Consider the following 19,160-nt stretch of genomic DNA (forward strand, 5'->3'; position numbering starts at 1 on the left):
GGCAAAGACCTTTTGGTTACTTTTGGGGCGTTTGCCAAAAGTGACCCGCTGTAAGAGCGGAACCCTAAGTGGCCGTTACCGCAGCAACGGATATGTACACAAAAATCCCAAACCAGCCCAGACGCCTGTCATCTAAGCGTCACCGTAACTTCATGGAGATGACACCGGCCCTACATAGCCTGACATGGCACAAACAAGTCGACCGGCCGCAACCCTGGCCGGCACTCGGAGACTCGCCATGACTCAGATCGCCCGCATCAGCGACACCGGCAATGAACGCCGCCTGCAAGCCGAACGCCTGATCGGCGCTCAGGCTTTGCAGGAAGCCCAGGCCCTGCGCTTCAACGTGTTCAGCGGCGAATTCAACGCCAAGCTGAAAGGCGCTGAACTGGGCCTGGACATGGATGACTATGATGTTCACTGCAGCCACATCGGCGTGCGGGATTTGAACAGCGGTCGACTCGTCGCCACCACCCGTTTGCTGGACCACCAGGCCGCCAGCACCCTGGGCCGCTTCTACAGTGAAGAAGAATTCAGCCTCCACGGCCTGCTCCACCTCAAAGGCCCGATCCTGGAAATCGGCCGCACCTGCGTCGACCCCGCCTACCGCAACGGCGGCACCATCGCGGTGTTGTGGGGCGAGTTGGCCGAGGTGCTCAACCAGGGCGGCTACAGCTACCTGATGGGCTGCGCGAGCATCCCGATGCACGACGGCGGCATCCAGGCTCACGCGATCATGCAGCGCCTGCGCGAACGCTACCTGTGCAACGAACACCTGCGGGCCGAGCCGAAAAAGCCACTGCCAGCGCTGGACCTGCCGTCCAACGTCATCGCTGAAATGCCGCCCCTGCTCAAGGCCTACATGCGCCTGGGCGCGAAGATTTGCGGCGAACCGTGCTGGGACGAAGACTTCCAGGTGGCCGACGTCTTCATCCTGCTCAAGCGCGACGAGTTGTGCCCGCGTTATGCCCGCCACTTCAAGGCAGCCATGTGATGAGCCGCCTTCGGGTGTACGGGCGAATTGCCCGCGTGCTGGTGGTGGTGGCCCTGGGTTTGACCATGGCCAGTGTGTTTGGCGTATTTGAGCGTTTGGGCGTGGCCAACTCGATGGTGCGCCGGCAACGCTGGTCGCGGTTTTTCATGGCGCGGTTGACCAACGCCCTGCCCTTTCGCGTAACCGTTCACGGTGAGTTGCCGCAACAGTCGATGCTGTGGGTCAGCAACCATGTGTCGTGGACCGACATTCCGCTGCTGGGGATGGTGACGCCGATGTCGTTCCTGTCCAAGGCCGAGGTGCGCACCTGGCCGGTGGCGGGCTGGTTGGCAGCCAAGGCCGGCAGCCTGTTTATCCGCAGGGGTTCGGGTGACAGTCAGTTGATCCGCAAACAGATGACGCGTCACCTGGAACACAAACACCCGCTGTTGATGTTCCCGGAAGGCACCACCACCGACGGCCGCACCCTGCGTACGTTCCATGGGCGGTTATTGGCCAGCGCAATTGATGCCGACGTGTCGCTGCAACCGGTGGCGATTCGTTACCTGCGCGACGGCAAAATCGACCCGCTGGCACCGTTCATTGGCGATGATGATTTGCTGTCGCACCTGATGCGCTTGTTTGGCAATGACCAGGGCAATGTGGAAATTCATCTGCTCAAGCCGATTGCCTGCGCCGGGCAGGAACGTGCGGCGCTGGCGTTCCAGGCGCAGCAAGCGGTGCAGAAGGCGTTGTTTGGTGAAGTGGTGCAGCCGGCAGAACCGCGCCAAGCCGGAACCCTGGCCGCCGCCTGAATGCATACCCTGTAGGAGCGAGCTTGCTCGCGAAAAGCTGATAGGCGACACGGGCGACCGGGAGCACTGCGTTATCGTTAACGATCTTCGCGAGCAAGCTCGCTCCTACAGAATGTTTGCAAGATCGGATAAAACATCCGGAAGTCCTCACTCAACGGCTCATACAGCGCTCGCAATTCCTGCATGGCATGGCCCAGTTCTTCGGGCCGTGTCAGGCGCCGGCCGATTCCCCGCAGTACCTGTTCCATCACCGCAAATTCCCGATACGAACCCAGCCAGTCATCCGCCGCCATGTACGGCGCAATCTGCGCCAGCCGCCCCGGCAGCGCCGGCTCTTCGGCGAGCACCCGGTATACCCGGGAGGTAAAACGCTCGAGAGGTTGATCGGCGTACAACGCCCAATCCCGCGCCAGGCAGTGGTCGAAAAACACATCGAGGACGATCCCGGCGTAGCGGCGTCGGGTCAGTGTGAAGCGCGACAGCGCCTCCCCTATCAGTGGATGGCTGTCGGTGTAGCGATCGATTGAGCGGTGCAACTGAATCGCCGACTCGATTTGCGGGCTGAACTGGCCTTGCAGGCGACCTTTAACAAAGTCGCCATACAGGCTGCCGAGCAATTGAGCAGGAAGTTGGCCGCCAAGGTGCAGATGTGCGAGATAATTCATGGCGCGCAGTTTAGCACTGCCGCCAACGTCGTTATAACCCGATATACCGATTTGCTCAGGTTTAAGACCGAAATCATATTGGTGTATCGGGATATAACGATTTAAAGTTCGCCTAATCGCGATATAACGTTTTACAAACTTGAGCATCACTGCCATGTCCATCGACCTCGACGAAATAATAAAAGCCCTGGCGCACCCAGTACGGCGAGACATCCTCAACTGGCTGAAAGACCCGAAAGTGCAATTCCCCGAGCAGTTGCACAACCACGAATACGGCATTTGCGCCGGGCAGATCGACCAACGCTGCGGACTGTCCCAGTCCACCGTTTCGGCGCACCTGGCGAACCTGCAACGGGCGGGGCTTATCAGCAGCCAGAAGGCCGGCCAGTGGCACTTTTTCAAACGCAATGAGGACGTGATCCAAACCTTCCTCAAAGCGCTCACCGAAGAACTCAGCGCACCGCTGTAACAAGGACTCACCAATGCCTCTCTCGCTACTCATCCTGGCCTTAAGCGCCTTCGCCATCGGTACCACCGAGTTCGTCATCATGGGGCTGTTGCCCGATGTGGCGGCCGACCTCGGTGTATCGATTCCCGGCGCCGGCTGGCTGGTGACCGGTTACGCCCTGGGCGTGGCCATCGGTGCGCCGTTCATGGCACTGGCCACCGCCAAGCTGCCGCGCAAGGCTGCCCTGGTAGCGTTGATGGGCATCTTCATCGTCGGCAACCTGCTCTGCGCCCTGGCCAGCGACTACAACGTGCTGATGTTTGCCCGTGTGGTCACCGCGCTGTGCCACGGTGCCTTCTTTGGTATCGGTTCGGTGGTCGCCGCCAACCTGGTGCCGGCCAACAAGCGTGCTTCGGCTGTGGCGCTGATGTTCACCGGCTTGACCCTGGCCAACGTGCTCGGCGTGCCGCTGGGCACCGCGTTGGGTCAGGAAGCCGGCTGGCGCTCGACCTTCTGGGCCGTGACAGTCATAGGTGTGATTGCGTTGATCGGCCTGATCCGCTTCCTGCCGGCCAAGCGTGACGAGGAAAAACTCGACATGCGCGCCGAACTGAGAGCGCTCAGAGGTGCCGGGATCTGGCTGTCGCTGAGCATGACCGCGCTATTCGCCGCCTCGATGTTCACCCTCTTTACCTACGTCGCGCCGCTGCTGGGAGATGTCACTGGCGTCTCGCCCAAAGGCGTGACCTGGACCCTGCTGCTGATCGGCCTGGGCCTGACCGTCGGCAACATCATCGGCGGCAAGCTGGCAGACAAGCGCCTGGCCGCCACTTTGATCGGTGTATTCATCAGCATGGCGGTGGTGTCCACGGTACTGACCTGGACCAGCGTCGCCGTAATCCCGACTGAAATCACCCTGTTCCTCTGGGCCACCGCCTCGTTTGCCGCCGTACCGGCGCTGCAAATCAATGTGGTGACCTTCGGTAAAGCGGCGCCGAACCTGGTCTCCACCTTGAACATCGGCGCCTTCAACATCGGCAACGCCCTCGGTGCCTGGGTGGGTGGCAGCGTGATTGCCCACGGTTTCGGCCTGACCAGCGTGCCCCTGGCTGCTGCGGCACTGGCGGTGCTCGCGCTGCTGGTGACCCTGATTACTTTCCGTCAGAGCGGCGATGCCGACCTGGCCCCCGCGACTAACTGATCAACTAAAGAGAAGGGTGTTATCCCATGACGACTATTTTCGACCCGATCAAACTGGGCGACCTGGAACTGTCGAACCGCATCATCATGGCGCCGCTGACCCGCTGCCGTGCCGACGCCGGTCGCGTACCCAATGCGCTGATGGCTGAATACTACGTACAACGCGCTTCCGCCGGCCTGATCCTCAGCGAAGCGACTTCCGTGACGCCAATGGGCGTGGGTTACCCGGACACCCCGGGCATCTGGTCCAACGACCAGGTACGCGGCTGGGCCAATGTAACCAAGGCCGTACACGGCGCGGGCGGCAAGATCTTCCTGCAACTGTGGCACGTGGGCCGGATCTCCCACGAGTCGTACCTGGACGGCGAAGCACCGGTCGCCCCGAGCGCCATCCCGGCCAAGGGCCACGTGAGCCTGGTGCGTCCGCTGGCCGACTACCCTACCCCGCGCGCCCTGGAAATCGCTGAAATCGCCGACATCGTCGACGCTTACCGCGTAGGCGCCGAGAACGCCAAGGCCGCCGGCTTTGACGGCGTGGAAGTCCACGGTGCGAACGGCTACCTGCTTGACCAGTTCCTGCAAAGCAGCACCAACCAGCGCACCGACAACTACGGTGGCTCCCTGGAAAACCGTGCACGCTTGCTGCTCGAAGTCACTGACGCAGTGATTGAAGTCTGGGGCGCCGGTCGTGTCGGTGTGCACTTGGCACCACGCGCCGACGCACACGACATGGGCGACGCCAACCTGTCGGAAACCTTCACCTACGTCGCCAAAGAGCTGGGCAAACGTGGCATCGCGTTCATCTGCTCCCGTGAAAAGGAAGCAGGCGACAGCCTGGGCCCACAACTGAAAGCAGCTTTCGGCGGCCCGTACATCGCCAACGAACGCTTCACCAAGGACAGCGCCAACGCCTGGCTGGCCTCCGGCAAAGCTGACGCCGTAGCGTTTGGCGTGCCGTTCATCGCCAACCCGGACCTGCCCGCTCGCCTGAAGGCCGATGCGCCGCTGAACGAAGCACACCCAGAGACGTTCTACGCCAAAGGCCCGGTCGGCTACATCGACTATCCAACCCTGGCCCTCTGATCTACTGAAACGAAAAAGCCCCGGCTTGCGAGAGCCGGGGCTTTTTTATGGACTGCGGGAAACATTCCCCTGTAGGAGCGAGCTTGCTCGCGAAAAACGCCCAGGTGACGCGTTAATCCAGAATGCCTGCGTTATAGTTGACGATCTTCGCGAGCAAGCTCGTTCCTACAGAGGGCGCGGGAAACATTCCTTCACAGCCTTGCAACAATATTGCTACAAAATACTTAGCAAACTACCTATCAACCGCCCGCCAGCCCGTATATAAAGTCACCCCACAAAATCAGGGAACAGTCTGGTTGATCTCCCTTGGTCTTTATTGTTGACACAACTGGTCGCAATTACGCATTTTGTCTTAATTGCGCAGGCCAGGGCTCAAGCGCAGCATGTCCAACGCGATATCGACCCATCGCTCTGCATCCTGGGCCAACTGAAAGCTGTCGGGCACCAGCAGCCATTGACCGAGTATTCCGTCGATATAGGCGTGCATGCACACCGCCGCACGTACGGTGTCGAGATTCTCCGGAAGCTGCCCGCGATGGACCGCGTTACGCAGGGTCAGCCCGATGCGCAGGTTGCATTCAAGGCTGGCGGTCTGGCGCTGACGGCGCAGATCACACATTTCATCGGTGAATTCGCACTTATGAAACAAAATCTCATTGATGCGCCGGGTCTTCGGGTCCAGGGCCACTTGATGGAACAGATGAATCAGCAGCTTGCGCATGCAACCCAGCGGATCGACCTCGTCCTCGCTCTCACTGGCCCTGGCCAATTCATCCAGCGGCTCGTGCAGCGTGTCGAGCATCGCCTGCACCAGGTCGGCCTTGTTGCTGAAATGCCAATAGATTGCGCCACGCGTCACGCCTGCCAGCGTGGCAATATCCGCCAGCGTGGTACGCGCAACCCCGCGCTCGTAAAAGGCCTGCTCGGCCGCTTCAAGAATCTGGCTGCGCGTTTCCTGAGCTTCCTCTTTGGTACGACGAACCATGGCAGTAAAACCTCAATCAGGAGACTTGGGGTGATCGGTAACGCAGCCGTAACCGCCGCTAACGACCATCTGAATAATTGTGGGACGACGCATTCATGGGCGCCGAACGTACTAGAATCGAGGCTTTGGGCAGTGCTTTGTCAACATTCCGCGAAGCCTGTCAAGAGTTTACAAACAACCATGAACGTAAGTATATTGCGTAGCAAGCTACTTATCCACTCAGTGCCTGTTTTTTACCCTTCCACACTTCTTGTGCGCACTCTGCGCGCCTGACCCGAGGATCTTCATGCAACTTAAGCCAGCTGTTACCGCCCTGGTTACTGCCGTCGCCCTGGCATCGCTGCTCAGCGGATGTAAAAAGGAAGAAGCGGCTCCGCCCGCTCAAACCCCTCAGGTCGGCGTGGTCACTATTCAACCTCAAGCCTTTACCCTGACATCCGAGCTGCCAGGCCGCACCACGGCCTACCGCATTGCCGAGGTTCGCCCTCAGGTCAACGGCATCATTCTCAAGCGTCTGTTCAAGGAAGGGGGCGACGTCAAGGAAGGCCAGCAGCTCTATCAGATCGATCCGTCGGTGTATGACGCATCCCTGAAAAGCGCCCAGGCCAACCTGGCCCAGACCAAGTCGATTGCCGATCGCTACAAACAATTGGTCGACGAGCAAGCGGTCAGCCGTCAGGAATACGACACCGCGGTGTCCAACCGCATGACCTCTGAAGCCAATGTGCAAACGGCCCAGATCAATGTGCGCTACACCAAGGTCTTCGCCCCGATCTCCGGGCGTATCGGCCGCTCCTCGGTCACCGAAGGCGCGCTGGTCAGCAATGGCCAGACCGACGCGATGGCGGTGATCCAGCAACTGGACCCGATCTACGTCGACGTCACGCAGTCCTCCGCCGAGATGCTGAAACTGCGTCGTGACCTGGAAAGCGGCCAGCTGGAAAAAGCCGGCGATAACGCTGCCAAGGTCAAGCTGACCCTGGAAGACGGCAGCGACTACAAGCTGGACGGCAAGCTGGAGTTCTCCGAAGTATCGGTCGACCAGACCACCGGTTCCGTGACCCTGCGTGCCGTATTCCCGAACCCGGATCACACCCTGCTGCCAGGCATGTTCGTACACGCCCAACTGCAAGCCGGCGTGAACAGCAAGGCCATCCTGGCTCCGCAACAAGGCGTCACTCGTGACCTCAAGGGTGTACCGACGGCGCTGATCGTGAACAAGGACAACAAGGTCGAGCAACGTGTCCTGGTGGCCAACCGTACTTCCGGCGCCTACTGGCTGGTGGAAAAAGGCCTGGACGCTGGTGACCGCGTGATCACCGAAGGCCTGCAATTCATCAAGCCGGGCATCGAAGTCAAGGTCAAGGACGCTGACAACGCTAAACCCGCCGGCACTGCTGCAGCGCCTGCTGCCGATGCTGGTAAAGGGGAGTAATCCATGTCGAAATTTTTTATCGACCGTCCCATTTTCGCCTGGGTAATTGCCCTGGTGATCATGCTGGTCGGGGCACTGTCGATCCTGAAGTTGCCCATCAACCAGTACCCGGCCATTGCGCCAACCGCCATTGATATCCAGGTGACCTACCCAGGCGCGTCCGCACAAACCGTGCAGGACACCGTGGTGCAGGTTATCGAGCAACAGCTCAACGGTATCGACAACCTGCGTTATGTTTCCTCGGACAGTAACTCCGACGGCAGCATGACCATCACCGTGACGTTCAACCAGGGTACCAACCCGGATATCGCCCAGGTTCAGGTGCAGAACAAGTTGAACCTGGCTACCCCACTGCTGCCGCAAGAAGTGCAGCAGCAGGGTATCCGCGTGACCAAGTCGGTGAAGAACTTCCTGATGGTGATTGGTCTGGTGTCGGAAGACGGCAGCATGACCAAGGACGACCTGTCCAACTACATCGTATCCAACATCCAGGACCCGATTTCCCGGACCGCCGGTGTAGGTGACTTCCAGGTGTTCGGCTCGCAGTACGCCATGCGTATCTGGCTCGACCCGGCCAAGCTGAACAACTACCAGCTCACGCCGGTGGATGTGAGCACAGCGATCTCCGCACAGAACGTGCAGGTAGCTACCGGCCAACTCGGCGGCCTGCCTGCCGTGCCCGGCACCCAGTTGAACGCGACCATCATCGGCAAGACTCGCCTGCAGTCTGCAGAGCAGTTCGGCAATATCCTGATGAAGGTCAATACTGACGGCTCACAGGTACGCCTGAAGGATGTCGCCCGTATTGAGTTGGGCGGTCAGAACTACAGCATCGCTGCGCAGTTCAACGGCAAGCCGGCATCCGGTATGGCGATCAAGCTGGCGGCCGGTGCTAACGCGCTGGACACCGGCAAGGCCATCCGCGCCACTGTAGCGTCCCTGGAACCGTTCTTCCCGCCTGGCATGAAGGCTGTGGTGCCGTATGACACCACGCCGGTAGTGACCGAATCGATCTCCGGTGTGGTTGACACCCTGGTCGAAGCGATCGTGCTGGTGTTCCTGGTGATGTTCCTGTTCCTGCAGAACTTCCGCGCCACCATCATCACCACCATGACGGTGCCGGTGGTGTTGCTGGGTACCTTCGGGATCCTGGCTGCGTTCGGCTTCACCATCAACACCCTGACCATGTTCGGCATGATCCTGGCCATCGGCTTGCTGGTGGACGATGCCATCGTAGTGGTGGAAAACGTCGAACGGGTAATGGCCGAGGAGCACTTGTCGCCTAAAGAGGCGACGGTCAAGTCGATGGGCCAGATCCAGGGCGCCCTGGTGGGTATTGCCCTGGTGCTGTCGGCGGTACTGCTGCCGATGGCATTCTTCGGCGGCTCCACCGGTGTGATCTACAAACAGTTCTCCATCACCATTGTTTCGGCGATGGCGTTGTCGGTACTGGTTGCCCTGATCTTCACCCCGGCCCTGTGCGCCACCATGCTCAAGCCGGTCGACCCGGAAACACACGGCCAACCCAAGCGCGGCTTCTTCGGCTGGTTCAACCGTACCTTCGACCGTGGCGTATTGAGCTACGAACGCGGCGTCGGCAACATGATCAAGCACAAGATTCCAGCATTCCTGGTTTATGCGCTGATCCTCGCCGGCATGATTTGGCTGTTCATGCGCATCCCTGCCGCGTTCCTGCCCGATGAAGACCAGGGCGTGATCTTCGCTCAGGTACAGACGCCGGTCGGTTCTTCGGCGGAGCGCACGCAGACCGTCATCGACGATATGCGTGCCTACCTGCTGAACGACAAGGAAGGCGAGCCAGGCGAAGGCAAAGGCGTAAAATCGGTGTTTACCGTAAACGGCTTCAACTTCGCAGGTCGTGGTCAGAGCTCTGGCCTGGCCTTCGTGATGCTCAAGTCATGGGAGGAGCGCGACGCATCCAACTCGGTATTCGAGATTGCCAAGCGCGCCCAGGGTTACTTCTCCCAGACGTTCAAGGACGCCATGGTATTTGCCATCGTGCCGCCTTCGGTTCTGGAATTGGGTAACGCCACCGGTTTCGACGTGTTCCTGCAAGACCAGGGCGGCGTCGGTCACGACAAGCTGATGGCCGCACGCAACCAGTTCCTTGGTGCAGCGGCACAAAGCAAGATCCTGGCAGGTGTGCGTCCCAACGGCGTGAACGATGAACCGCAGTACGAGCTCAGCGTCGACGACGAGAAGGCCAGCGCCCTAGGCATTAGCCTGGCAGACATCCAACAGACCTTGGCCATCGCTCTGGGTGGCAGCTACGTCAACGACTTCATCGACCGTGGTCGTGTGAAGAAAGTGTACGTGCAGGGCGACGCCGCCAGCCGGATGTCCCCGGAAGACCTGGATAAATGGTACGTGCGCAGCACCTCCGGGAAGATGGTGCCAATGTCGGCCATCTCGTCGGGCAAGTGGATCTACGGTTCGCCGAAACTCTCGCGCTACAACGGTGTAGCTGCGATGGAAATCCTCGGTACTCCGGCACCTGGCTACAGTACCGGTGACGCGATGACAGAAGTCGAGCGCATTGCCAAGGACCTGCCGGCGGGTGTCGGTTATGCGTGGACCGGCCTGTCGTACGAAGAACGTCTGTCCGGCTCTCAGGCACCTGCGCTGTACGCCCTGTCGCTGCTGGTCGTGTTCCTCTGCCTCGCGGCACTGTACGAAAGCTGGTCGATCCCGATTGCGGTGATTCTGGTTGTACCGCTGGGTGTGATCGGTGCCCTGATCGCCACCAGCCTGCGGGGACTGTCCAACGACGTGTTCTTCCAGGTAGGTCTGTTGGTGACGGTGGGTCTGGCGGCGAAAAACGCCATCCTGATCGTGGAGTTCGCCAAAGAGCTCCACGAACAGGGCAAAGGCATCGTCGAGTCGGCCATCGAGGCATCTCGCATGCGTCTGCGACCGATCATCATGACGTCCATGGCGTTCATGCTCGGCGTACTGCCACTGGCGATTTCCACAGGTGCAGGCTCAGGTAGCCAGCACGCCATCGGTACGGGCGTAATTGGCGGTATGATCACCGCCACGGTCCTCGCGATCTTCTGGGTCCCCCTGTTCTTCGCAACCGTGTCCTCCGCTGGCGAGCGTAAAAAGACTGAAACCAAGCAAACTCCTAAAGAGGCTGGCCAATGAGCAAGTCGCTACTTTCCTTAGCCGTCACGGCATTCGTGCTCAGTGGCTGCTCGCTGATCCCGGACTACCAGCGCCCTGAAGCGCCGGTAGCCGCGCAGTTCCCGCAGGGGCCGGCGTATTCGTCGGCCCAGGCGCCGGGCCAGGCCGCTGCCGAGCAAGGCTGGAAGCAGTTTTTCCATGACCCTGCCCTGCAACAACTGATCCAGACTGCACTGGTGAACAACCGCGACCTGCGTGTCGCGGCCCTGAACATCGACGCGTATGCCGCGCAGTACCAGATCCAGCGTGCCGACCTGTTCCCGGCAATCTCGGCCACGGGCAGCGGCAGCCGTTCGCGCACCCCGGCCAAGCTGTCGCAGACCGGCGAAGCAGGCATCACCAGCCAATATTCGGCGGGTCTCGGGATCAGTTCTTATGAGCTGGACCTGTTCGGCCGCGTCCGTAGCCTGAGCGAACAAGCGCTGCAACAATACTTCGCGACTGAAGAAGCGCGTCGCACCACCCAGATCAGCCTGGTGGCCAGCGTGGCCAACGCCTACCTGACCTGGCAGGCCGACAAGGAACTGCTCAAGCTCACCCAGGACACCCTGGGCGCGTTCGAGCAGAGCTACAAGCTCACCTCGCGCAGCAACGAAGTCGGCGTGGCATCGGCGCTGGACTTGAGCCAGGCCCGTACCTCGGTGGAAAACGCCCGGGTTGCACTGGCGCGCTATACCCGCCAGGTGGCTCAGGACGAAAACAGCCTGACCCTGCTGCTGGGCACCGGCCTGCCGGCGAACATCGCCAGCCGGCCATTGGCTGATGACCTGTTGAGCGAAGTACCGGCCGGCCTGCCGTCGGACCTGCTGCAACGTCGTCCCGACATCCTGCAGGCCGAGTACAACCTCAAGGCGGCCAACGCCAACATCGGTGCGGCACGGGCTGCGTTCTTCCCGAGCATCAGCCTGACCGCCAGCGCCGGCACCGCGAGCCCGACCCTGGGCGGCCTGTTCAAGGGCGGTTCGGGTACCTGGTCGTTTGCACCGCAGATCAACATCCCGATCTTCAACGCTGGCAGCCTGCGCGCCAGCCTGGATTACTCGAAAATCCAGAAAGAGATCAACGTCGCCAACTACGAGAAAGCGATCCAGACCGGCTTCCAGGAAGTCTCCGACGGCCTCGCCGCCCGTGAGACCTACAAGCAGCAACTGGACGCCCAACGTGGCTTCGTCGCGGCCAACCAGGATTACTACCGCCTGGCCGAGCGTCGCTACCGCATTGGTGTCGACAGCAACCTGACGTTCCTCGATGCCCAGCGCCAACTGTTCAGTGCCCAGCAATCGCTGATCACCGACCGCCTGGCGCAGCTCAACAGCGAGGTCAACCTATACAAGGCCCTCGGTGGTGGCTGGAACGAACAAACCGCGAAAAACGAGCCGTTGAAAGAAGAAGCACCGGCCTTGAAGTTGTTCTGATAGTGGCGCAGTAAAGATAGTGGCGCAGTAAACAAAAACCGCTTCCCTCACCGGAAGCGGTTTTTTTACGCCCATACTTTACGTTCGATCATCGCCCACAACCCGCCTTCCCCCACTTTCATCGCCCCCGCATCGCCCCGCACCATGGCCGCCACCTGCATAACCCCAATAACAACAGGTCCAACACCATGAGCACTTTCGCCCCGCGCCGGCTCCTGCTGGCAACCGCTGTCGCCAGCCTCGCCCTCCCCGTTGTCGCTGAAGAACACGGCTTTCTCGAAGACGCCAGCGCCAACCTCAACCTGCGTAATTTCTTCTTCAACCGCAATTACACCAACCCCACCAAAACCCAGGGTGGCGCGCAGGAGTGGACGCAAAGTTTCATCCTCGACGCCAAGTCGGGCTTTACCCAGGGCACCGTAGGTTTCGGTATGGATGTACTGGGGCTGTACTCATTGAAGCTCGATGGCGGGCGCGGCACCGGTGGCACCCAGCTGTTGCCGCTGGACCACGACGGCCGCCCTGCGGATGAATTCGGGCGCTTGGGCGTGGCGTTCAAGGCGCGGATTTCGAAGACAGAAGTGAAGGTCGGCGAGTGGATGCCGGTGCTGCCGATCCTGCGTTCGGACGATGGCCGCTCCTTGCCGCAAACCCTGCGCGGCGGGCAAATCACCTCCAAGGAAATCGACGGCCTGACCCTGTACGGCGGCCAGTTCCGCGCCAACAGCCCGCGGGACGACAGCAGCATGACCGACATGTCGATGTTCGGGAAAACCGCGTTTACCTCCGACCGATTCAACTTCCAGGGCGGCGAATATGCCTTCAACGACAAACGCACCCAGATCGGCGTGTGGAACGCCCAGCTCAAGGACATCTACAGCCAGCAATACCTCAACCTGATCCACAGCCAGCCCGTAGGCGACTGGACCCTGGGCGCCAACCTCGGATTCTTCTATGGCAAGGACGACGGCAGCGCCCGCGCCGGTGACCTCGACAACAAGACCTGGTCCGGATTGTTCTCCGCCCGATACGGCGGCAACACCTTCTACGTCGGCCTGCAAAAGCTCACCGGCAACAGCGCCTGGATGCGCGTCAACGGCACCAGCGGCGGCACCCTGGCCAACGACAGCTATAACGCCAGCTACGACAACGCCCAGGAAAAATCCTGGCAGGTACGCCACGACTACAACTTCGCCGCACTTGGCGTGCCGGGCCTGACGCTGATGAACCGCTACATCAGCGGCAGTAACGTACACAGCGGCACGGTGACCGACGGCAAGGAATGGGGACGGGAAACTGAAGTGGCCTACGTTGTGCAGAGCGGAACATTGAAGAACCTCAATGTGCGCCTGCGCAATTCCAGCATGCGCAGGGATTACAACAACAACGAGTTTGATGAAAACCGGTTGATCGTCAGTTACCCGATAAGCCTGCTGTAAAGCCTCGACAGACTTGCTGTATGGTGCGCGCGTGTCATGGATGACCCGCCCCAGCAGCCAACGTCTTTCGAGTCCTCCATGAAACACTTTGCCATCGTATCGGCCGCATTAGCCTTGGCCCTGAGTCTAAGCGGCTGCATCGGTCCGCCCCTGGCGCTGACACCGCAAACCGAACAACGCCTGCAAACCGAAGCGCCGATCCGTTTTTTGCTGACCTTCGATGACGGCCCCAGCGCCTCGGGCTTCATGAACCCCAGCCGTTCGGTGATGGCAGACCTGGCGAACAACCCGATACAGCCGGGAATCAAGGCGGTGTTCTTTTTGCAGACCGAGGCGCCCCGCTCCGGCGGTAACCCGCGAGGCCGCAAGACCATGGAGCGCGAACACGCAGCGGGTCATATCCTCGGTTTCCACACCGCGACCCCGTGGCACAGTAACCATCGCTCGCAAAATCCCACTGAGCTGGAACACTACCTCAGCCTGGGCTCATCGACCCTTGAATCCATCACCGGCCAGCCGCCCACGCTGGTACGCCCACCGTTCTGGAACTACGACAAACGCACCTTCGCCGCCTATCAGCAGCATGGCATGCATGTGCTGCTCACGGACCTGAGTGCAAACGACGGGGTGATCTGGGTGTTCAATGGCAGCCCGCGTCGACGGGAGAACCTGATACGCCAACTGTCGGTGGTGCGCGAGCGCATTGCCCGAGGCGAATTACCGACGGTGGACGGCGTGATCCCGGTGGTAGTGACCTTCCACGACATCAACCGCTATACCGCCTGGCACTTGAAGGAATACCTGCAAATCCTGATGGACAGCGCGCGCATCAACGGCGTGCCGGTCGCCACGCAGCCGTTCTATACCGACCGGGCAACCTTGCAGCGCGCCGCCATGGCCCGCACGGTGAAGAGCGCCGACGAAGTGGTGCATCTGCCGGGGGTGTGGAATTGGGTGTGGGACGCTGACGCCCGTTAACCGCCTGTGTGACAGCAGGTAACATTTGCCCCTGTCCAAGCGCGACCGACATGGGAACCCACGCTAAACCTGCACCACACACTGGGGTATATCCGCGATGAGATACCCCCATGAACATGCCTTCGCTATTTGTTTCGCCTGCCTTCAATCAACTGTCGACATCGCCCCTGCCAGCGGCTTCCACTGCTCCCTCTGTCCAGGCCCCCGTCGTAGTCATCAGCAAGTCGTCCCGGTATATCGGTCACGACAGACCCCTGGATTTCATGTATTTCTCTTCCCTTTCCAAGCTCGCCGCGGATCAGAATCCCCTCGACAAAAACGAAAAAAAATACATCAACTCCGACATATTGCGTCATGACCAGAACGTGAAGATTTACCAGGAAATCACCTACGTCAGCAAAGGCGGGAAGCCTGTAGGTGCTACCGGTAACGAATTCATCATCGAGACCGCCAATCACGACGACAAGGTGATCATCAAAAAAAGTCCGGACAACAATCTGATCGCCATTATCAACAACACGCCCTATCAACTGAACTTGCTTCGTTCCCCTGATGGCAGTGAAACCCAACCCCTGCGGATCAGGACCAATGGCGGCAACGATTGCGTGCTGATCGATCCACGGGTTGATAACGATATTCGCGTTGAGTTGGGCGCTGGTGACGATTACGCCCAGGCGGGCTCGGGCAATACGCGGCTATACGGCGGTGCAGGTAACGACAGGCTCAAGCTCGGGAGCGGCGACGGCATCGCGATGGGTGATGATGGCGATGACCTGCTGATCGCCGGCTCAGGCAACGGCATCCTCAAAGGCAATAACGGCAACGATCGCATGCAGGCAGGCCAGGGTTTCCCGGAGCGCCGCCTGTACATGGACGGCGGTGATGGCCACGACTTCATGATTGTCACCCGCAATGACACACACATTCCGGCGGTCATGCACGGAGGCAAAGGTGAAAACCTGATTGTCACTCACGGCCCCGCCACGGTTTATACCGGGCGCGACAAGAACATTGTCAGGTCCGACAACGATAACACCGTCATTTACGCCAAGCCTTCGGACCAGATTCATCGCACCCCAGGCTCCACACTCGTCCACACACAACCCAGTGAGGCGGGTAAAAGTGGCTATGTCGTCGAAGGCTCTACCGAGTTCAAACAACAGGTAGAAGACGATATGGAGCTGCTGAGAATGTCTATGCAGGGCAAGAAGATGCTCAGTACCGCCGACGCCAAGGCTCAGCGAAACGATGCCCCCGTTCGCATCACTGAGTTGGCTGAAGATAACGGTCGTTACTTTTTCAATAACGCGGCTGTTCGCAACCACTTGGCAGCAGGCAATACCCTTGAAACGCTAGAGCCCGCAGCCCGGGGCCACATCATCCATAACCAGCGCGGCGCGGTCGCTACAGGCGGGGAAATACACTACAACCCCTCCTACTCACTGGATGAAGACAGCGCCCCAGTCAACGCCCTCTACCATGAAATGGCCCACGCCTATAACGGTGCCACGGGAACCTTTCTCGAAGGCGATACCGGCACCCCGGAGAACCCGGGCGGCGAACCCAACGCCGAACGGCAAGCCGTAGGCCTGCCTACGATCGCGCTACCTTTTGACTTCGACAACCATCGATCAACCGACCCCACAACGACCAATCCCAAGCCCTTTACGGAAAATGCACTCCGAGAGGAAATGGGCCGCCCGTTACGCACCCAGTACACATAGCAGACGCGTCCTGCGGGGGGTCAATCAGGCTGGATCGCGCGATTCGACCCCCAACTCATCCCACACCGACTCAGCCAAATGAAACGTCGCATTGGCCGCCGGAATTCCGCAGTAGATCGCGCTCTGCATCAGCACTTCCTTGATTTCGGCGCGGGTCACGCCGTTACTCGCGGCAGCTCGCAGGTGCAGCTTCAGCTCTTCGCTGCGGTTCATGCCGATCAGCATGGCGATGGTGATCAGGCTGCGGGTATGCCGCGGCAGGCCCGGGCGGGTCCAGATATCACCCCAGGCGTGGCGGGTGATCATTTCCTGGAATTCGCTGTTGAATTCGGTCAGGGCGTTGAGGCTCCGGTCGACGTGGGCGTCGCCCAGCACTTCACGGCGCACCTGCAGGCCGTCGGCATAACGTTGTTTCTCGTCCACAAAAAGCTCCTCATGCAATTTTTGACGACAGGCACATAACCTGTGGCGAGGGAGCTTGCTCCCGTTGGGTCGCGCAGCGGCCCCCATAAGGTCACCGCATACTTGCTGAAAAATCTCTATTGCGGCTTTCAGGGCTGCTTCGCAGCCCAACGGGAGCAAGCTCCCTCGCCACAGAGGTTAGCGATACTCAGCGGGCTAACAGAAATTCCAGCACACGGTCGCTGAACGCCGCACCGGCCTGCACGTTGGACAGGTGCGCGGCGTAGAACTCGGCGTACTCGGCGCCCTGCACATGTTCCTGGATAAAGTGCCCACCAGACGGCGGCGTGACCGCATCTTCAGTGCCGGCAATCACCAGGGTCGGCACCTTGATCGATGCCAGCTGCTCACGGAAATCCGCATCGCGCACAGCCGCGCAGTTGGCGGCATAACCCTGGGGATTGGTCGCTGCCAGCATGTCGGTGATCAGCTTGGCCTGGTCAGGATGAGCCTCGGCAAAGTCGGCGGTGAACCAGCGGGCGATCGACGCGTCACGCAGGGCCACCATCGCTGCCGCACCGTCGCGCAGGACCATCTCGATCCGTGGATTCCAGATCTCGGGCGTGCCGATTTTCGCTGCTGTGTTGCATACCACCAACCGACGCAAACGCTCACCCGCATTGATCCCCAGCCACTGGCCGATCAGGCCGCCCATGGACAGCCCGCAGAAATGCGCGCGTTCGATCTGCAAAGCATCCAGCAACGCCAACACGTCACCGCCCAATTGCTCGATGCTGTAGGGCCCCTCGGTCACCAGGGATTTGCCGTGGCCACGGGTGTCGAAACGCAGCACCCGGAAGTACTTCGTGAACGCCTCGATCTGGATGTCCCACATGTGCAGGTCGGTGCCCAGGGAGTTGGACAGCACCAACACTGGTGCGTCTTCGGGGCCATCGAGTTGGTAGTTCAGTTCGCCATCGGCGAGTTGTACAAATCCCACAGCAGCCTCCTCAGGCAGTCAAAGCAAAATGTTCGGCCACGGCCCGGGTGACCCAGGTGTGTGCCTGGCCCAGGTAGTGCGCCGGGTCGAGCAGGCGATCGAGTTCGGCTGCCGACAGTTCGGCGTTCACTTGCGGTTCGTCACCCAGCACCGCCCGCAGGTGGCGCCCCTCGGCGACGGCGCGCTTGCAGCATTGTTCCAGTAGATGGTGCGCGGTTTCGCGGCCCAGGCGCTGGGCAAGGACGATGCTGACCGCTTCGGCCAATACCAGGCCTTGGGTCAGATCAAGATTCCGGGACATGCGGCCGGGGTCGACTTCCAGCCCTTCGCTGACCAGCAGCGCCTGATGCAACGCACCGGACACCAACCGGCAAATTTCCGGCAAGGTTTCCCACTCGGCGTGCCACAGGCCCAGGCTGCGTTCGTGCTCCTGGGGCATGGCGCTGAACATCGTTGCCACCAGGCCGGGCACGCGGGTCGCGGCGCTGATCAGCACGGCAGCGCCCACCGGGTTGCGCTTGTGGGGCATGGTCGAAGAGCCACCCTTGCCGGGGGCTGAGGGTTCGAACACTTCTGCCGCTTCGGTCTGCATCAGCAGGCTGATGTCTCGGCCCAGTTTACCGAGGCTGCCGGCGATCAAGCCAAGCACCGAGGCAAACTCCACCAGTCGGTCGCGCTGGGTGTGCCAGGGTTGTTCCGGCAGGCCCAGTTGCAACTCGGCCGCCAAGGCTTGAGCCACCGGCATCGCCTGTTCGCCCAAGGCCGCCAGGGTTCCGGAAGCACCGCCAAATTGCAGCACCAGCAAACGCGGCTTGAGCTCACGAAGGCGCTGCCGACTCCGGGTAACCGCGCCGAGCCAGCCGGCGATTTTCATGCCCAGGGTGACCGGCGTTGCATGCTGCAGCCACGTCCGGCCAGCCAAAGGAGTTGTCGCATAACGTTGAGCCTGCGCGGCCAGGATGCCACCCAACCGCGCCAGATCGTGTTCGATCAACTCGACAGCGCTGCGCAGTTGCAGCACCAGGCCGGTGTCCATCACATCCTGGCTGGTAGCGCCCAGATGCACATAACGTTCGGCGCCGGCATCTTCGCTGGCGATCAACTTGCCGAGGGCCTTGACCAACGGAATCGCCGAATTGCCCGCAGTGGCAATTGCCTCGCCGAGGGCATCAACGTCGTAGAGAGAAGCCAGGCAAGCCTGGGCAATGGGCGCGACGGCCGCTTGCGGGATCAACCCGACCTGAGCCTCGGCCCGGGCCAGTGCCGCTTCGAAATCCAGCATGCCCTGCAAGCGCCCTTGGTCGCAGAACACTTCGGCCATGCTGTTGGCGGTGAAATAGGCGTCGAACAGTTGGTTGCTCGTGCGCATCGTCATAAAACATCCCTAGGTGGCG

16 protein-coding genes are annotated in these 19,160 nt (G+C 60.6%); 11 read left to right on the plus strand and 5 right to left on the minus strand.

Annotated elements, in window-relative coordinates; genetic code table 11:
- Window positions 1-238 precede the first annotated feature (238 nt).
- Both olsB and SNL23_RS18600 read left to right on the plus strand, forming a co-directional pair.
- Entirely contained in the window at window positions 239-994 is a 756-nt protein-coding gene (olsB, locus tag SNL23_RS18595; protein ID WP_010176659.1) for an L-ornithine N(alpha)-acyltransferase, read from the plus strand.
- Entirely contained in the window at window positions 994-1,788 is a 795-nt protein-coding gene (locus SNL23_RS18600; protein WP_318303061.1) for a lysophospholipid acyltransferase family protein, read from the plus strand. The genes olsB and SNL23_RS18600 overlap by 1 nt, the downstream gene beginning before the upstream one ends.
- A 77-nt stretch (window positions 1,789-1,865) precedes the next feature.
- Here SNL23_RS18600 and SNL23_RS18605 read toward each other — a convergent pair whose 3' ends face one another.
- Window positions 1,866-2,453 carry an acyl carrier protein phosphodiesterase gene (locus SNL23_RS18605; protein WP_076015999.1) on the minus strand — a complete coding sequence of 196 codons (588 nt, stop codon included), beginning with the start codon at window positions 2,451-2,453 and terminating at the stop codon, window positions 1,866-1,868.
- Window positions 2,454-2,607: 154 nt separating this feature from the next.
- Here SNL23_RS18605 and SNL23_RS18610 point away from each other — a divergent pair, with 154 nt between their 5' ends.
- Genes SNL23_RS18610 through SNL23_RS18620 form a run of 3 tightly spaced genes read left to right on the plus strand, consistent with a single transcriptional unit; the run spans window position 2,608 to window position 5,184 of the window.
- Entirely contained in the window at window positions 2,608-2,922 is a 315-nt protein-coding gene (locus SNL23_RS18610; protein ID WP_167662793.1) for an ArsR/SmtB family transcription factor, read from the plus strand.
- Window positions 2,923-2,935: 13 nt separating this feature from the next.
- Window positions 2,936-4,102, plus strand: a complete 1,167-nt coding sequence (locus tag SNL23_RS18615) for an MFS transporter (protein WP_318303062.1) — start codon at window positions 2,936-2,938, stop codon at window positions 4,100-4,102.
- A 26-nt stretch (window positions 4,103-4,128) separates the two neighbouring features.
- Window positions 4,129-5,184 carry an alkene reductase gene (locus tag SNL23_RS18620; RefSeq protein ID WP_076016001.1) on the plus strand — a complete coding sequence of 352 codons (1,056 nt, stop codon included), beginning with the start codon at window positions 4,129-4,131 and terminating at the stop codon, window positions 5,182-5,184.
- A 352-nt stretch (window positions 5,185-5,536) separates the two neighbouring features.
- Here the strand turns inward: SNL23_RS18620 and SNL23_RS18625 are convergent, their stop codons facing one another.
- On the minus strand, window positions 5,537-6,169 hold the full coding sequence (locus SNL23_RS18625) for a TetR family transcriptional regulator (protein WP_063032772.1): 633 nt from the start codon (window positions 6,167-6,169) through the stop codon (window positions 5,537-5,539).
- A gap of 286 nt (window positions 6,170-6,455) precedes the next feature.
- On the opposite strand from SNL23_RS18625, the gene SNL23_RS18630 reads away from it, so the two are divergent.
- From SNL23_RS18630 to SNL23_RS18655, 6 genes are all read left to right on the plus strand, one after another.
- Complete coding sequence (locus tag SNL23_RS18630; protein WP_076016002.1) at window positions 6,456-7,604, plus strand: efflux RND transporter periplasmic adaptor subunit; 1,149 nt, start codon at window positions 6,456-6,458, stop codon at window positions 7,602-7,604.
- A 3-nt stretch (window positions 7,605-7,607) separates the two neighbouring features.
- Window positions 7,608-10,769, plus strand: coding sequence for an efflux RND transporter permease subunit (locus SNL23_RS18635; protein WP_076016003.1), 3,162 nt, complete (start codon window positions 7,608-7,610; stop codon window positions 10,767-10,769).
- Window positions 10,766-12,223, plus strand: a complete 1,458-nt coding sequence (gene adeC / locus SNL23_RS18640; RefSeq protein WP_076016004.1) for an AdeC/AdeK/OprM family multidrug efflux complex outer membrane factor — start codon at window positions 10,766-10,768, stop codon at window positions 12,221-12,223. Before SNL23_RS18635 ends, adeC begins: the two co-directional genes overlap by 4 nt.
- Window positions 12,224-12,411: 188 nt before the next feature.
- A complete protein-coding gene (locus tag SNL23_RS18645; protein ID WP_318303064.1) occupies window positions 12,412-13,662 on the plus strand; it encodes an OprD family porin in 1,251 nt (416 codons plus the stop codon).
- 78 nt (window positions 13,663-13,740) lie between these two features.
- Entirely contained in the window at window positions 13,741-14,640 is a 900-nt protein-coding gene (locus SNL23_RS18650) for a polysaccharide deacetylase family protein (protein ID WP_318303073.1), read from the plus strand.
- A 110-nt stretch (window positions 14,641-14,750) separates the two neighbouring features.
- Complete coding sequence (locus tag SNL23_RS18655) at window positions 14,751-16,364, plus strand: M91 family zinc metallopeptidase (RefSeq protein WP_318303065.1); 1,614 nt, start codon at window positions 14,751-14,753, stop codon at window positions 16,362-16,364.
- 24 nt (window positions 16,365-16,388) lie between these two features.
- Here the strand turns inward: SNL23_RS18655 and pcaC are convergent, their stop codons facing one another.
- The 3 genes from pcaC to SNL23_RS18670 all read right to left on the minus strand — a co-directional run bounded on the left by pcaC (window position 16,389) and on the right by SNL23_RS18670 (window position 19,141).
- Window positions 16,389-16,787, minus strand: coding sequence for a 4-carboxymuconolactone decarboxylase (gene pcaC / locus SNL23_RS18660; RefSeq protein WP_017479335.1), 399 nt, complete (start codon window positions 16,785-16,787; stop codon window positions 16,389-16,391).
- A 187-nt stretch (window positions 16,788-16,974) separates the two neighbouring features.
- Window positions 16,975-17,766, minus strand: coding sequence for a 3-oxoadipate enol-lactonase (pcaD, locus tag SNL23_RS18665; RefSeq protein WP_318303067.1), 792 nt, complete (start codon window positions 17,764-17,766; stop codon window positions 16,975-16,977).
- A 10-nt stretch (window positions 17,767-17,776) separates the two neighbouring features.
- Window positions 17,777-19,141, minus strand: coding sequence for a 3-carboxy-cis,cis-muconate cycloisomerase (locus tag SNL23_RS18670; protein WP_318303068.1), 1,365 nt, complete (start codon window positions 19,139-19,141; stop codon window positions 17,777-17,779).
- Between the last annotated feature and the right edge of the window lie 19 nt (window positions 19,142-19,160).

Origin of the sequence: Pseudomonas sp. SED1, from assembly GCF_034044025.1 — a bacterium.
In the GTDB taxonomy this organism is placed as follows: Bacteria; Pseudomonadota; Gammaproteobacteria; order Pseudomonadales; family Pseudomonadaceae; genus Aquipseudomonas.

Excerpts from the sequence above, each read along its gene's own strand:
- SNL23_RS18625 (WP_063032772.1), bottom strand. The coding sequence starts at position 6,169 with ATGGTTCGTCGTACCAAAGAGGAAGCTCAGGAAACGCGCAGCCAGATT.
- SNL23_RS18605 (WP_076015999.1), bottom strand. The coding sequence starts at position 2,453 with ATGAATTATCTCGCACATCTGCACCTTGGCGGCCAACTTCCTGCTCAA.
- SNL23_RS18630 (WP_076016002.1), top strand. The coding sequence starts at position 6,456 with ATGCAACTTAAGCCAGCTGTTACCGCCCTGGTTACTGCCGTCGCCCTG.
- SNL23_RS18645 (WP_318303064.1), top strand. The coding sequence starts at position 12,412 with ATGAGCACTTTCGCCCCGCGCCGGCTCCTGCTGGCAACCGCTGTCGCC.
- SNL23_RS18670 (WP_318303068.1), bottom strand. The coding sequence starts at position 19,141 with ATGACGATGCGCACGAGCAACCAACTGTTCGACGCCTATTTCACCGCC.
- SNL23_RS18635 (WP_076016003.1), top strand. The coding sequence starts at position 7,608 with ATGTCGAAATTTTTTATCGACCGTCCCATTTTCGCCTGGGTAATTGCC.
- SNL23_RS18655 (WP_318303065.1), top strand. The coding sequence starts at position 14,751 with ATGAACATGCCTTCGCTATTTGTTTCGCCTGCCTTCAATCAACTGTCG.
- SNL23_RS18650 (WP_318303073.1), top strand. The coding sequence starts at position 13,741 with ATGAAACACTTTGCCATCGTATCGGCCGCATTAGCCTTGGCCCTGAGT.
- olsB (WP_010176659.1), top strand. The coding sequence starts at position 239 with ATGACTCAGATCGCCCGCATCAGCGACACCGGCAATGAACGCCGCCTG.
- SNL23_RS18615 (WP_318303062.1), top strand. The coding sequence starts at position 2,936 with ATGCCTCTCTCGCTACTCATCCTGGCCTTAAGCGCCTTCGCCATCGGT.
- SNL23_RS18620 (WP_076016001.1), top strand. The coding sequence starts at position 4,129 with ATGACGACTATTTTCGACCCGATCAAACTGGGCGACCTGGAACTGTCG.
- SNL23_RS18600 (WP_318303061.1), top strand. The coding sequence starts at position 994 with ATGAGCCGCCTTCGGGTGTACGGGCGAATTGCCCGCGTGCTGGTGGTG.
- adeC (WP_076016004.1), top strand. The coding sequence starts at position 10,766 with ATGAGCAAGTCGCTACTTTCCTTAGCCGTCACGGCATTCGTGCTCAGT.
- SNL23_RS18610 (WP_167662793.1), top strand. The coding sequence starts at position 2,608 with ATGTCCATCGACCTCGACGAAATAATAAAAGCCCTGGCGCACCCAGTA.